The 15,276-nt window shown below is 37.7% G+C and carries 13 protein-coding genes; 7 read left to right on the forward strand and 6 right to left on the reverse strand.

Annotation, left to right across the window (positions count from 1 at the left end):
* Positions 1-15: 15 nt before the first annotated feature.
* Together LT090_RS01475 and epmB are read right to left on the reverse strand one after the other, a co-directional pair.
* On the reverse strand, positions 16-321 hold the full coding sequence (locus LT090_RS01475) for a hypothetical protein (protein WP_068546977.1): 306 nt from the start codon (positions 319-321) through the stop codon (positions 16-18).
* Between the two features lie 40 nt (positions 322-361).
* Complete coding sequence (epmB, locus tag LT090_RS01480) at positions 362-1,378, reverse strand: EF-P beta-lysylation protein EpmB (protein ID WP_112424259.1); 1,017 nt, start codon at positions 1,376-1,378, stop codon at positions 362-364.
* Between the two features lie 150 nt (positions 1,379-1,528).
* On the opposite strand from epmB, the gene efp reads away from it, so the two are divergent.
* The 3 genes from efp to LT090_RS01495 all read left to right on the forward strand — a co-directional run bounded on the left by efp (position 1,529) and on the right by LT090_RS01495 (position 3,674).
* Entirely contained in the window at positions 1,529-2,098 is a 570-nt protein-coding gene (gene efp, locus LT090_RS01485; RefSeq protein WP_068546976.1) for an elongation factor P, read from the forward strand.
* Between the two features lie 114 nt (positions 2,099-2,212).
* A complete protein-coding gene (epmA, locus tag LT090_RS01490; RefSeq protein WP_068546975.1) occupies positions 2,213-3,187 on the forward strand; it encodes an elongation factor P--(R)-beta-lysine ligase in 975 nt (324 codons plus the stop codon).
* A 100-nt stretch (positions 3,188-3,287) separates the two neighbouring features.
* On the forward strand, positions 3,288-3,674 hold the full coding sequence (locus LT090_RS01495; protein ID WP_068546974.1) for a MerC domain-containing protein: 387 nt from the start codon (positions 3,288-3,290) through the stop codon (positions 3,672-3,674).
* A gap of 116 nt (positions 3,675-3,790) precedes the next feature.
* Here LT090_RS01495 and glnG read toward each other — a convergent pair whose 3' ends face one another.
* From glnG to glnA, 4 genes are all read right to left on the reverse strand, one after another.
* Positions 3,791-5,197, reverse strand: coding sequence for a nitrogen regulation protein NR(I) (glnG, locus tag LT090_RS01500; protein WP_068547011.1), 1,407 nt, complete (start codon positions 5,195-5,197; stop codon positions 3,791-3,793).
* Positions 5,197-6,279, reverse strand: a complete 1,083-nt coding sequence (gene glnL, locus LT090_RS01505; protein WP_082897209.1) for a nitrogen regulation protein NR(II) — start codon at positions 6,277-6,279, stop codon at positions 5,197-5,199. The genes glnG and glnL overlap by 1 nt, the downstream gene beginning before the upstream one ends.
* A 90-nt stretch (positions 6,280-6,369) precedes the next feature.
* Complete coding sequence (locus LT090_RS01510; protein ID WP_068546973.1) at positions 6,370-6,894, reverse strand: DUF4124 domain-containing protein; 525 nt, start codon at positions 6,892-6,894, stop codon at positions 6,370-6,372.
* Positions 6,895-7,160: 266 nt separating this feature from the next.
* On the reverse strand, positions 7,161-8,567 hold the full coding sequence (glnA, locus tag LT090_RS01515; RefSeq protein WP_068546972.1) for a glutamate--ammonia ligase: 1,407 nt from the start codon (positions 8,565-8,567) through the stop codon (positions 7,161-7,163).
* Between the two features lie 449 nt (positions 8,568-9,016).
* On the opposite strand from glnA, the gene LT090_RS01520 reads away from it, so the two are divergent.
* From LT090_RS01520 to LT090_RS01535, 4 genes are all read left to right on the forward strand, one after another.
* Entirely contained in the window at positions 9,017-10,483 is a 1,467-nt protein-coding gene (locus LT090_RS01520) for a tetratricopeptide repeat protein (protein WP_068546971.1), read from the forward strand.
* Between the two features lie 212 nt (positions 10,484-10,695).
* A complete protein-coding gene (typA, locus tag LT090_RS01525; RefSeq protein ID WP_068546970.1) occupies positions 10,696-12,519 on the forward strand; it encodes a translational GTPase TypA in 1,824 nt (607 codons plus the stop codon).
* 209 nt (positions 12,520-12,728) lie between these two features.
* The gene (locus tag LT090_RS01530; RefSeq protein ID WP_068546969.1) at positions 12,729-13,835 is read left to right on the forward strand and encodes an arginase family protein; all 1,107 of its coding nucleotides are present in this window, start codon (positions 12,729-12,731) and stop codon (positions 13,833-13,835) included.
* Positions 13,836-13,978: 143 nt separating this feature from the next.
* Positions 13,979-15,265 carry a purine-cytosine permease family protein gene (locus LT090_RS01535; RefSeq protein WP_068546968.1) on the forward strand — a complete coding sequence of 429 codons (1,287 nt, stop codon included), beginning with the start codon at positions 13,979-13,981 and terminating at the stop codon, positions 15,263-15,265.
* The last annotated feature ends 11 nt before the right edge of the window (positions 15,266-15,276 follow it).

Here is a 15,276-nt window from a genome sequence, read left to right on the forward strand (position 1 = left end):
TTATTAGCTGTTAATTTAGTTTTTATAATGACTTTCAAATTCACCAATCACTTTATATAGCTGCTCTATCTTTTTTACCAAAGCAATTAAAACTGCTTGTTCATTATTTTTTTGCCATAGCAATAATTCATCAGCGATTTCTTCGATATACGGTTGAAATGTCGTTGCATTACACTTAAACCCAGAATCTTTTGCAAATATAGCGCTAAAATTACCTTGCTTAGACGTTTTCAACTCCGCCAAAGCACTGTCAGCAACTAAAGAGCGTTTTAATAATTGAGATATGTTTTCTATTAATTGCTTTTCTATTTTATCTGTCATCTTCTTTCTACTGTTGATGGCTAAAATTTTATAAAATTTATTATGCCAAATTAATTGATGTTTTGTTAGCTTCGCCAGCAATTTCTTGCACCAACTTGGGCATAAGAAAGCCTGGCAATACTGCCATCATTTCTTTCGCTATTGCGACAGCCTGCTGGTTACTGATATCAAAATGAGACGCACCACTTACTTTATCTAGTAAATGTAAATAATAAGGCATGATACCAGCATCAAATAATGCTTCTGACAGGTCACATAAAACCGCACTGCTATCATTGATACCTCTTAATAATACGCTTTGATTCAATAAAGGTATATTTTTATCATGCAAAGGCTTTAAGGCTAATTTTAATGTTTCATCTACTTCATTGGCATGATTGATATGTAAAACCAAGACCGGTTTAAGCCGTGTCTGAGTCAAAATTGATACCAGTTGCTCAGTTATTCGATTTGGGATAACTACAGGTAGACGAGTATGTATTCTGACTCTCTTTATATGCGCAATAGCATCAAGTTGCTCAATCAACCAGGCAAGATGGTTGTCCTTCGCCATTAATGGGTCACCTCCAGAAAATATCACTTCATTTATTTCTGAATGATCATTTATATAGTCAATTGCTTGTTGCCATCGTTGCTTATTTGGGCTGTTGTCTTGGTACGGGAAGTGTCGACGAAAACAGTAACGACAATTGACCGCACAACCGGCTTTAACGATCATTAGAACTCGATGTTTATATTTGTGGAGTAATCCTTCGGCGACGGTATCATGTTCTTCTAACGGGTCGCTGACAAATCCATCTACAGCGATATACTCTTTGTTGAGTGGCATCACCTGAGCAAGAAGCGGATCGTTAAAATCACCTTTGCGCATTTTTTCAATAAAAGGAATCGGTACTCGGACCGGGAAAAGTTGGCGGGCAGCAAAGTGTGACTGATACTGTTTTGGCTCAATGTTGAGCATTTTAAGTAATTGTTCAGGGTCAGTAACGATATTTGCAAGATCTTTTTGCCAAGAACAGTGCAAATCGTTGTCGATTCGGGTTATCATTTGCTCCATTAAAAATCTTCGCTTAGTAATTAAATTGCTAGGCGTTATTATAGCAAGAAGTAATTTAATATTACCTGTATTTATTTTCCTTGCGACACTATCGAGTAGTAGCGATTCTACTTAATAGAATAAAAGTATATATAAACATAAGAGAACACTATGGCTAATTTTAGTACTAATGAGTTTAAAGCCGGTCTTAAATTAATGATCGACGGCGAACCTTGTAATATTCTTGATAACGAAATTGTAAAACCTGGTAAGGGTCAAGCATTCAACCGTATTCGAATTCGCAAACTTATCTCAGGTAAAGTGATTGAGAAAACATACAAGTCTGGTGAGTCTGTAGAAGGCGCAGATGTTATGGAAACCGATCTAGCTTACCTATATGAAGATGGTGAGTTTTGGCATTTCATGAACAATGACACTTTTGAGCAAATCGCTGCTGATGAAAAAGCCGTTGGCGATAATGTTAAATGGTTGAAAGATGGTGACGTTTGTATCATTACTCTTTGGAATGGCGCACCGATCACAGTAACACCGCCAAATTTTGTTGAATTAGAAGTTGTTGAAACCGATCCTGGTCTAAAAGGTGATACCGCAGGTACAGGTGGTAAACCAGCGACACTTAGCACTGGAGCAGTAGTACGTGTTCCATTATTCATCCAAATCGGTGAAATTGTTAAAGTAGATACTCGTACAGGTGAATATGTATCTCGTGCTAGCAAATAAGCATTAGCACAAAATAATGAAAAAGGAGCGTAAGCTCCTTTTTTTAATTCTAGGTTTAGGATATTTGTAACAGCTAGAATAGGCAAAAAATCGACATATAAAGTAGGGGTATCGATGAATTGGCAACCAAGCGCTTCAATAGAAAACTTACGACATCGAGCGGATATATTGGCAAAAATAAGAACATTTTTTACTGCTAAAAACGTTCTTGAAGTTGACACTCAAGCCTTGTCTCATGCGACGGTGACCGATCTTCACTTGGTCAGTTTTGAAACTCGCTTTATTGACACTGGTGCCAACCAAGAATCCGCCCAAACATTGTATTTACAGACTTCTCCTGAGTTTGCCATGAAGCGTCTCTTAGCAGCGAACTCAGGCTGCATTTATCAAATATGTAAGGCATTTAGAAATGAAGAATCTGGACGCCATCATAATCCTGAATTTACCATGCTAGAGTGGTACAGAGTAGGTTTTAATCATTTTGACCTAATGAATGAAGTGGCTGAGTTGATTTTGCTTGTACTCGATTGTGAACAGCCGCTACAAAAAACCTATCAACAAGTATTCATCGAACATGTTGGCGTCGATCCACTAGAAGCTACGATAGAGCAGTTGAAAGCAGTAACAATTGAACATCGACTCAATGCCGATTGGATCCAACGCGAAGATAATAAAGATACAATATTACAATTTCTCTTTGCTGAGCTAGTTGAGTCTAAAATAGCCAATGATGCTCCTTGTTTTGTATATAATTATCCCTCTACACAAGCCGCTTTAGCTAAAATTTCGGCCAGCGACAACCGTGTCGCCGAGCGATTTGAGCTATTTTATCGTGGCATAGAGCTAGCTAATGGCTTCAATGAATTGACTGATAGTGCTGAACAAGAGTGTCGCTTTAATGCAGATAATAAGCTAAGAAAGCGATATCAACTAACGGAAAAGCCTGTCGATAAAAACCTTATATCAGCGCTTTCATTTGGTTTGCCAGATTGTGCTGGCGTTGCACTGGGTATTGATAGATTGGTTATGTTGGCTCTAAATGCGAGTAACATTGATGACGTAATCGCATTTCCTATTAACAAAGCGTAACAAAAAATAAATGTTATATTATAACTATTGTGATAATATCACCTAAATTTTCTTGTTTATCGTTTAGCTTTTTACACAGCTAATTAATTAGAGTATCAATATGCTTGACCGTCTAGGTATTACTGCAACTTCATTATGTGCATTACATTGCATTTTATTGCCAGTATTCGTGCCTTTATTTTCCCTATTAGGCCTAGATTTTTTAGGCTCTCATGAAGGTGAGCATATTTTCTTATTTGCAACTCTTACCTTAGGCTCAATCGCACTTTTCTCTGGTTTTAAACGTTACCACAGAAAAATTTACCCTTTCTATTTGTTATTTCTCGGTGGTTTCATCTATTGGCATAAGCACAGTGTTGAAGAGTCAATGCAACCATTAATGATCATTGCCGGTGCAGCGTTGTTAGTCGCAGCACATATTGTAAACTTAAAGCTATGTAATAATTGTCGCAGTTGTAAAGATGATGGCTGTGGTCTCGAGTCTTAGTCTTTAACGCTGACATATAGCCCGGATAAACTAGGCAAAGAATTTAAACAAAAAGAGGAGCATAAGCTCCTCTTTTTTATTTTCTATTAAGTGCTCTTAAGCGCCAGCAAAGACATTTAGTCAGCTAATTCTTTCAACTTGCGAGTTAGGGTATTTCGACCCCAGCCTAGTTTTTTTGCCGCTTCCTGTTTGTGTCCATGAGTATAATTTAAAGCACGTTCTAAACATACCTTTTCAAATTCCGGCATCGCGGTATCTAAAATATTATCTCTACCTTCATTGAGTTGTTCGTCGATATAGGCCGATAATATTTGTTGCCACGAACTATGCTCGCCATTGGTTTTATGAACATGTGTATGCTCACTAATCTCGCTCGGCATATCATCTACCAATATTTCTTGGCCAGTTGCCATTACTGTTAAATAACGACAGGTATTCTCTAATTGTCTAACATTACCTTGCCAGTCACAGCGCTGCATGTATTTTATCGCTTCTTTTGAAATAGACTTACATTCAACGCCCAATTCTTTCGCCGCCAAGGATAGAAAATGTTTGGCAAGTTGTTCAATGTCTTCTTTACGCTCTTTTAAACTAGGTAACTTAATGCGAATAACATTTAAACGATGGAATAAGTCTTCACGAAAATCGCCTTTAGCAACACCTTCTTCCAAGTTTTGATGGGTTGCTGCAATAATCCTTACATCAACTTTAATCGGGTTATGACCACCTACACGATAAAATTGACCATCCGCTAAAACACGAAGCAGTCGCGTTTGCACTTCCAATGGCATATCGCCAATTTCATCTAGAAACAGGGTACCGCCGTGTGCTTGTTCAAAGCGCCCTTGGCGCACGGAGTTGGCACCAGTAAACGCACCTTTTTCATGACCAAATAATTCAGACTCAACCAAATCTTTTGGAATCGCCGCCATATTAAGTGGAATAAAAGGAGCGCTTTTTCTTGGACTATGCATATGTAACGCGTGAGCCACTAATTCTTTACCTGTTCCTGATTCGCCATTAATTAATACACTGATACTCGAACGTGATAATCGACCGATTGCTCTGAATACTTCTTGCATCGCTGGTGCTTCACCAATAATACCTACGGCATTAGAAGATGCGTTAGATTTGGCTTTCTTCTCATTTTGTTCATCGGCGTGGGTGATTGCACGTTTTGTTAGTGCCATTGCTTCGTCAATGTCAAACGGTTTAGGCAAATATTCAAACGCGCCACCTTGATAAGCATTAACCGCACTATCCAAATCAGAATGTGCAGTCATAATTATTACTGGTAAATCAGGGTATTTATCATTGATGATTGATAACATTTTCATGCCATCCATTTTTGGCATTCTGATATCAGAAATAATTACCTGTGGCTGGCTAAAATCAAGAGCGGCAAGTAAATCGTCAGCATTGCTAAATGATGCACAGCTAATCTTCTCGCCGTTGAGAGCTCGCTCTAATACCCAGCGAATAGAGTTATCATCATCAACAACCCAAACTTGTTCCATGTTCATCATTTATCTCTCTTAGGTAGTGGTAGTAAAATTGTGAATTCGGTATGGCCAGGAAAACTATGGCAACTTAACTTCCCGTTATGTTGATGAATCAGTGTTTGAGCTATAGAAAGTCCTAATCCTGTACCATCGTCACGTCCGGAAACCATTGGATAAAATAAAGTATCCTGAATTTCAGGTGAAATACCTGGACCGTTATCAATAATGGCAATCTTAACGGCTGTTTTAACTCGTTTACCATTAATTGTTTGATTGGTCGCGATTCTGGTTTTTAATTTGATCGTTCCATGCTCATCGAGCACTTGAATGGCGTTATTGATTATATTTAATAATGTTTGCTGTAACTTTTCTGTATCAAGTTCTATATCGGGAATAGACGGATCATAATCGCGACTAATATCGATTTCTTTCGGATTATTTAATGTTACTAGCTGATAGACCTTTTCCAGAACTTGGTGGATATTATGAAATTCAAGTTTTGGTAACTGATTAGGGCCAAGTAAACGATCGACTAAGTTTGTGAGTCTATCAGCTTGCTCGATAATTAAATTGGTAAATTCTTGCTGCGGCTCTGCGATTTCTTTTTCAAGTAGTTGAGCTGCTCCGCGAAGTCCACCAAGCGGGTTTTTAATCTCATGAGCTAAACCGCGAATCAAATCTCGAGCGGCTATCCATTGTTGCTCTTGAAACACTTCTGCACTTATTTGGCGTTGCTTATCAATGCGCTTACATTCAATAAGTAAATGTTCATTGCCATTGAATACAGCAACTGAAGCAGTGACTTCTAAGGTAATATGATAATTCTCAATAAACTCAAATACGACTTCTGAATCGGTGAAATCCTGTGCTGATGATAACACTTGTAATAATCGATCATTGGTCAGACTCGAATAGGTAAAAATACCTAGAAATGGTTGCTGATACAGGCGATTAAGGCTTTTTGAAAATAGCGCTTCTGCTGACGAGTTTAAATATTGGATGTTTAAGTTCTCATCCAAAATGACTACGGCAGTAACTAGTTGACCAACAAGTTGTTGACTATAGAGGTTTCTTATTTCTTTTAAACTTACGTTTGTATACAAGGTCTTCTCCGTTGCACCAATTTGGTGCGGCCATTTATTGTAGTGTAATAAATAGCGGGCGTATTTGCACCCGTTTAGAGAAAAAAGTGGTTAATTAACTCGTGCACGGTGCAAGTAAACTGTTCTTTGTTTACTTGATGCAATAACCTTGCCTTGATTGTTCAAAAGTTCCAATTTTATTTTATGCTCGCCACGATCGACGTCTCGAAGGATAAATACAGAGCGAGTTTGTGGCTCACCGTGTACTTCACCATTAAATACTAAACGTACTTTAAAGCCTCGTTTAAATACTGGTGCAACACGTCCTGAGATATAAATAGAGCCTGAGTTATCTCTAATTGTTGCATGGTCTTCAGGTTGACTGATTGCAACTTGATAGTCCTCTGCGACAACTCTTGGGGTCGGAGTTAGGATTGAAGTGTCTACATTTGAAATGATAGTGTTTTTCTCAGTGATTTCAATTTCTTCAGCGATATCTTCTTTGCCTGGTTTAGGGCTATCAGAATAGACTAAGTCGCCATTTGCGTTGCGCCAGACATAGATCTTACTTGACGCAGCCAATGTTGGCAGTGTCATTGATAATATAATCAACGCTGTTAATGCGACCCTTAGCATTTATTTTAATATCCTTTTTTAAATCACTAATGTTAATTTAACTAATTAAAGCCAATTGTGCTAGTAAATTGTCTCACTTTTTACTGTAAGAATTTAACCTAACTCATTGAATCAGGTTGATCTTTAACGTTTGTTAGGGTTTTAGTATTGTAGCCAAGTAGTTAAGACAACAATTAGCCGCGGCAATTTCTGCTATTAAATAGCAAACACTAGCGCAATAAAAAAGCCCGCCGAAGCGAGCTTTTTTGTTTTTAACTAATTGCTGATTAACAGCTGTAGTACATTTCAAACTCAACTGGGTGAGTTGTACTGTTTAACTTCTCAACTTCAGCACGTTTAAGATCAATGTATGCTGCAATCATGTCGTCGTCCATAACGCCACCAGCTGTTAAGAAATCTTTATCAGCTTCAAGAGCGTCTAATGCTTCTTCAAATGATGCTGCAACTTGTGGAATTGCTGCTGCTTCTTCTGCTGGAAGGTCGTATAAATCTTTATCCATAGCATCGCCAGGGTGAATTTTGTTTTTGATACCGTCAAGGCCAGCCATTAACATTGCAGAGAATGCTAAGTACGGGTTTGCCGTTGGATCAGGGAAACGTACTTCGATACGACGAGCTTTCGGGCTAGGTACCACTGGAATACGAATAGATGCAGAACGGTTACGAGCAGAGTATGCAAGCATAACAGGTGCTTCGAAACCAGGTACTAGACGCTTGTATGAGTTAGTTGAAGCGTTAGTGAAAGCGTTTAGTGCTTTAGCGTGCTTAATGATACCACCAATGTAGTATAAAGCTGTCTCAGATAAACCACCGTATTGATCACCAGAGAACAAGTTAACACCGTCTTTAGCTAAAGATTGGTGAACGTGCATACCAGTACCGTTATCACCAACTAATGGCTTAGGCATAAATGTTGCTGTTTTACCGTATGCGTGAGCAACGTTATGAACAACATATTTGTATATTTGAACTTCATCAGCTTTGCTAACCATAGTGTTAAAACGACAAGCAATTTCGTTTTGACCACATGTTGCAACTTCGTGGTGATGTGCTTCAACAACTAAGCCCATTTCTTCCATGATTAAACACATAGCTGAACGTAAATCTTGAGATGAATCAACAGGAGCTACTGGGAAGTAACCGCCTTTAACACCTGGACGGTGACCAGTATTACCGTCTTCATAGTGAGTTGCACCATTCCATGCAGCTTCTTTGTCGTCAACTTTGTACATTGAACCAGACATGTCTGTGTGGAATTTAACGTCATCAAAAACGAAGAACTCTGGCTCTGGACCAATTAAAACAGTATCAGCGATACCTGTAGAACGCATGTACTCTTCTGCACGCTTAGCTACAGAGCGAGGGTCACGAGAGTAACCTTGCATAGTTGCAGGCTCTAAAATATCACATGTAATATTTAATGTAGCTTCTTCAGTGAATGGATCTAGTACTGCTGTAGAAGCATCTGGCATTAATACCATGTCAGATTCGTTAATACCTTTCCAACCAGCGATTGAAGAACCGTCAAACATTTTACCATCTTCGAAGAAATCTTCGTCGATTTGATGATGAGGAATTGAAACGTGTTGCTCTTTACCTTTTGAATCAGTAAAACGTAGATCAACGAATTTTACATCGTTTTCTTTGATTAAATCTAATACTGCTTGTGACATGAACGTCTCCGTAAGTTTCTGCAGGTTATAATTAAAATGTATAAACATTAAGTTATGTTTTCTAAAGCTAGAATCGTGCCAAGTTTTTAAACGCCTATTATTACTACTTATTTTAAAAACGTAATGATTAAAAACCTTATTGATGGATCATGTTGGTGCGTCGTTGCACTTATATGGTGCACTAATTTGGTGCGATGTAAAAGCGCATTAATAATGTGTGCTAAAAAGGAATTATAATTATTTTAAGGTCGAGTACTTGCTCTGCAACTAAACTAAAGAATTCAATGCCATTGTTCAATGTAAAGTTACGCAAATATTGTGAATATTCGAATTTAGTTGTTATACACTGCAATTTCATTTTTGAAATACTAAAAATAAAACTAATAAAAAGCTCGAATAAAACTACTATGAAAATTAAATCATTATTAATCGTTTATTGGTGCGCAATAATGTGCACTTTATTTGTATATAAAGCAGAGGCGATCAATGTCGATTTGGCAAATCAGTTATTTCATGATGGTGAATATCAAAAAGCTAAAAAAGAATATTTACTAGCAGTCAATAGTGGTAATCCGGCAATATATTATCAACTTGGAATGATTAGCCTAAAAGAAGACACGCCGAATAAAGACATCAATGCGATAATCTGGTTTGCCCTAGCGGCAGAACAAGATTACGAAAACTCGGCACAAATATATTCTGAAATAATGTCTAATATTGCCCCTTCAGAACGAGAAAAAGTAATTGCTATAGTGGCCAAGTTTAAGAGCTCTTATGGGATTGAAAAGGTTAAGAAAAAATACTATCCAGAGCTTAAAGATGAGCAACTAAAAAATAAAATAAGTTTTGAGAATAGCACTGATTCGAGTAATCATTTTGAGACTACCGAATTGTTTGAAGACGATTTTGAACAATCGTTTGATGATGAAGACCCTAGCGTATTTGAAGACGATTATGATTCTGGTTGGACGGACAATACTTTTGCCCGCCAACAACCACGAAGCATTGAAAATCGAAATTATTTTTTAGTTGTTGATTACGACGTTGCCCCTGATGGTTCGAGAAGAGATTTTTCCCCTGTGCAAGTGATTGGCAATCCCAGAAAAGGTATTGAACAACTCGCCCATTCTCCACTGTCTACTCCAATGCTAGATAATAATAGCGTTAGCTTTGTTCACCGAGCATATCTAGGCGTTGCTAACTATTCAATCTTTCAAATCAGAAAAGAATTTCCATCGCTATACAGCAAAATCCGGAAATTAGTGAGTCGTTTAAAAGGAAGTGACGTTGCAGATGAGCAATATAAACTTGCTCTTATCTATAGTTATTTCACTTGGCTGAAAATTGAAGATCAACAAATTGAAGAATTGCTTCTAGACGCCGCCAATAAAAATCATGCACGAGCTCAGTTTGAGTATGGGATGAAACTTTACCGTGAACAACGTGAAATAAAAACGTCGTTAAAATGGATAGAAAAAGCTGCGCAAGCTGGTGTATTTGATGCTCAATACCGACTAGGTAAGTTACTATTGGATAGTCCGTTTGTTAAAAATGATCAAAGCAAAGCGGCTTTCTGGTTAAATGCAGCAGCTTATAATGGTCACATGATGGCGCTTAAACATTTAACTTACCTTAAACTTGACGCGAACGTCGATGAATTAATTGATGTTAAACAAGCTATTGAAAATTTAGATGTAATGCAAAGTACTTTTAAGGATGATCCAGAGTATTATTATCTACGAGCACTTGCCTATAGAAATAAAGAATCTAGACGTTTGGATTTAGCAGTAATCTCCATGCGCGAAGCTATTGACCTTGCCGACGACTACGGTTGGGATGTCACTGAATGGCAAAATATGCTCAAGCAATGGACGTCGGGTGGTTCGGTCACGATTGCTGAAATCGAGGAAGGATAATTCGATATTTGAACTAAAGTAGAGAGAGTATTGATTTTAACTGAATACTCTCCTCCATCTCTCAATACTCTACAATTCATCTCTTTTCCAATTCCAACTGCTATTTTTATGCCTATTTATAGCAATTGAATACAAAAAAGCTCAATACATAGCTTATGTTTTAGTCTATAATACGCGCAAAATTATACCCCTTGGGCTAATAAAGGCTAAATATAGTGCTAGATAACTTACGTAACATTGCGATAATCGCTCACGTTGACCACGGTAAAACTACTTTGGTTGATAAACTTCTTGATCAATCAGGAACTCTTGACTCTCGTGCAGATCATGACGAACGAATCATGGATTCGAACGACATTGAAAAAGAACGTGGTATCACCATTCTTGCAAAAAACACTGCAATCAACTGGAACGAGTACCGTGTAAATATTGTAGATACTCCTGGTCACGCCGATTTCGGTGGTGAAGTTGAACGTGTTATGTCAATGGTAGATTCTGTTTTACTTATCGTTGATGCACAAGAAGGTCCTATGCCGCAAACTCGCTTTGTAACTAAAAAAGCATTTGCCCAAGGTCTTAAGCCAATTGTTGTAATTAACAAAATTGACAAGCCAGGTTCTCGTCCTGAGTGGGTTATGGATCAAGTTTTCGATTTGTTTGATAACTTAGGCGCTACTGATGACCAACTTGATTTCCAAGTGGTATATGCATCAGCAATCAACGGTTGGGCATCTATGGATGCAGATGAAGAAGGCACAGATATGACGCCTTTATTCCAAACTATCGTTGATCAAGTACCTGCACCAGATGCAGATACTGAAGGTTCATTCCAAATGCAGATCTCGCAACTTGATTACAGCTCATACTTAGGTGTAATTGGTGTTGGTCGAATCACTCGTGGTTCAGTTAAACCAAACCAACAAGTAACGGTTGAAGGGTCAAACGGTAAGATTCATAACGGTAAAGTGGGTAAGGTATTTGGTTACCTTGGTCTTGAGCGTCACGAAGTTGAAAAAGCAGAAGCTGGCGATATCATCGCTATCACTGGTTTAGGTGAGCTTAAAATCTCTGACACTATCTGTTGTCCAAATGAAGTTGAAGCATTACCGCCATTGTCGGTAGATGAACCAACTATCAACATGACATTCCAAGTAAATACTTCTCCATTCTCAGGTCAAGAAGGTAAATATGTTACTTCACGTAACATCAAAGATCGCTTGGAAAAAGAGCTTGTTCATAACGTTGCATTACGTGTTGAGCAATTAGACGATCCAGACAAATTTAAAGTATCTGGTCGTGGTGAACTTCATTTAGGTATCTTAATTGAAAACATGCGTCGTGAAGGTTACGAATTAGCGGTATCTCGTCCAGAAGTTATCATGCGCGAAGTTGATGGCCAAATGGAAGAACCATACGAAACAGTGACTATTGATGTTGAAGAGCAACATCAGGGTACTATCATGGAGCGTATGGGTGTTCGTAAAGCTGAACTTACTGATATGGCCCCAGATGGTAAAGGTCGTATCCGTATGGACTTCATCATGCCATCTCGTGGTTTGATTGGTTTCCAAACTGAATTTATGACTATCACTTCAGGTTCCGGGTTGATTTACCATACATTCCTACAGTACGGTCCACATAAAGGTGGTGAAATCGGTCAACGCTTAAACGGTGTAATGATTGCAAACGCAACGGGTAAAGCACTGACAAACGCAATCTTTAACTTACAATCACGCGGTCGTATGTTAATTGGTCACGGCTTAGATATTTACGAAGGTCAAGTTATCGGTATTCACTCACGTGATAACGACTTAACCGTAAATGCTCTTAAAGGTAAGCAGTTAACGAACGTTCGTTCATCGGGTACTGATGAAGCACAAACATTAACGCCGCCAATTATCATGTCTTTAGAGCAAGCGCTTGAATTCATCGATAATGATGAGTTGGTTGAGGTTACGCCAGAGAGCATCCGTATACGTAAGAAGTTCTTAAAAGAGAGCGACCGTAAACGTGAGTCTCGCCCTAAAAAAGCTTAATTAGCTTTTCAATTAGTCAATAAAAAGCCAGCTTATGCTGGCTTTTTTGTGTCTCATAATAAAGCTCTCACTAGATTGAGTTTTCTATTGATAAACAATCGCCTATTTTTTGACGCTTTATATCGCATTTAAATTTTTATATTTACACGATATTCAAAATTTTATTTTTTATTTAGTACTTATCATTAGTACTTTAGAAGGAAAAACTTATGAATACGGTACCAAATGACTTACTTACTAAGCTTTCATCTTGTCTGTGCCCCCCTGGTAATGGTGTATACACAGTAAATACTGCGCGAGAGCGAAAAGAAAAATTGCATCAAGATTTATTTGGTACGGTTACTAGCGTTGATGAACTATGGGAAAAGTCATTAAACGATTTAACCAATTGTTCAAATGCAGTAATTCTGGGAGTCGCATCTGATTGTGGTGGTGGTATTTTAAGAGGTGCCAATTGGGGACCTTTATTTTTACGCTCAACTTTATTGGCGAATTATCCTAACCTTGATGCTTTTGACTTAGGCGATATTAGAGTAATACCACATTTGCTTCATGACAAATATTTAAATGATTCAACTATATCTAATTGTCAACAATCACTTTATGGCAAGAATATTACTTACCCTGTATCGCCACTATCTATTACAGAAGAGATATTACACGACTTGTATGCTGAATTTCCTGAAAAAGGAATATTTGGGATAGGAGGTGATCACTCAGTTAGTTATCCTTTGGTAAAAACTTATTTACAAGCCAAGAAAAAGCAAGGTATTAAATCGGCTGTTATTCATTTTGACGCGCATACTGACCTACTGCATGAACGGTTAGGAATTGATTTATGCTTTGGTTCATGGTGCACACATATCCTAGATGATTTAGATGAACCTAGAAATTTAATTCAACTAGGCATACGCTCTAGCGGTAAACCACAAGAGTACTGGGAAAATAAGTTTGGCGTTAAGCAATATTGGACAGCAGAGATAAAGCGTCAAGGTGTTGAAATAATAATTGAACAAATAAAACAACAGTTAATTGCCGATGGTATTGAAGAATTATATGTAAGTTTTGATATTGATGCCATAGATGCAAAGTTCGCTTCAGCAACGGGTACCCCAGAGCCTGATGGCTTATATCCAGACGAGGTTATGGCTATATTACGCGCTCTTGCACAGGTCTTTAAAATATCTGGAGCAGATATGATGGAAATAGCGCCATTTACCGATAGTACAATAAACAGTGACGACTCTTGTGAGACAACATTAGCTGTAGCCGGCGAAATATCAGCATTTTTGATAGCTCAAATAGCTAAAATTTGAATCAGTCAATCTATTCTCACAAAATAATATTTTGTAATTTTTGTTATTTTGAATTGGATGGTTTGAATTGAAGTAAATTAAGCAATTGAAAAATTTTTTAATCCTGTAATATAAAACAGCCCTAACTAAAACAGAGATATTTGATGGATACAAATAATGAGTTTGAACATGCAGAAGTAAAAGCAACCGATTTGGTTTCTTGGCCAAGAATTGCTGCTGTTTCAGCCATGGTAAGCTTCTCTTTACCTACTTTCGTAACAGGGTTAGAAATTTATCAAGCATTAACTATTCATGATGCTCTATGGGCGTTAATAATTGGATCGTTAATATTAATGGCAATAGGCGGAGCCATGGGAACTATTGGTGCAAGAAGCCGATTAAGTTCTTATTTTCTGGTAAGAATCGCTTTTGGCAATGCCGGAGCTGGCATCGTAAATTTGGCTTTTGCGATATCTCTTATAGGCTGGTTTGGTTTTAATATAGACTTATTTTCTAATGCAGTGGTCCAATTACTCGGTGCAGAATTTAATATTATTATTCCTGAATGGCCAATAGATATTTTTGCTGGTATTTGCATGCTGGTTACAACCTTGTATGGATTTAGAGCAATAAATATCTTGGCATCTGTTATGGTCCCCGTGCTTGCGATTGTTACCGGAATGATGTTTTGGGGGGCAATTGAAGAAATGACTTTCAATCAGTTCTTATCATTTGAAAAATCTGCCGCACTAACTCTAGGTGAAGGGGTGTCAGCGATTGTTGGTGTGATAATTATAGGAGCAATTATTCTGCCAGATATCACTCGTTTTTCAAAAGAAAAAAGAGGTGGAGTGTATACTGTTTTCTGGTCGTATATGGTTGTTGAGCTATTTGTTTTATTTGTATCTGTATTTGCAGCAACAGCGATGCAAGAAACGAAAATATTAAGTTTGATGCTTGATTTGAATCTTGGTTTTTCGGCCTTTTTTATCGTTATTGCAGGTAGTTGGGTACTTAATTCACTGAATTTATACAGCACGACGTTAAGTGTCGAGGCTACATTTCCCAAATGGGATAAACGAGCAGTAATTATTATACTCGGTGCAATCGGCATTCTTGCCGCTTTTATGAATATACTCGACATATTTATCGAATTTTTATCGTTTTTATCGGATATATTTGTGCCAGTAGCAGGTGTCATAATTATCGATGCGCTATTTATTAGGCCCGAGGGTTACAACATAAAGACTTTAGAAAATCATTTTAGATTTTCTATTCCTGCTTTTTTTGCTTGGTTAGTTGGTGCTACATTCGCAGTATTTAATGGTACCTTTTTTACTGCTAATGTATCTGGAATTACAGTCATTGATGCCATCGTATTAACCGGTATTATTTATACGATATTAATGAAGTGTGCAAAGTTCTTACCGTTTCGTACCATGATTAAGTAAAGTTCAGATGA

The sequence above is a fragment of the Thalassotalea crassostreae genome (genome assembly GCF_001831495.1).
GTDB lineage: Bacteria > Pseudomonadota > Gammaproteobacteria > Enterobacterales > Alteromonadaceae > Thalassotalea_A > Thalassotalea_A crassostreae.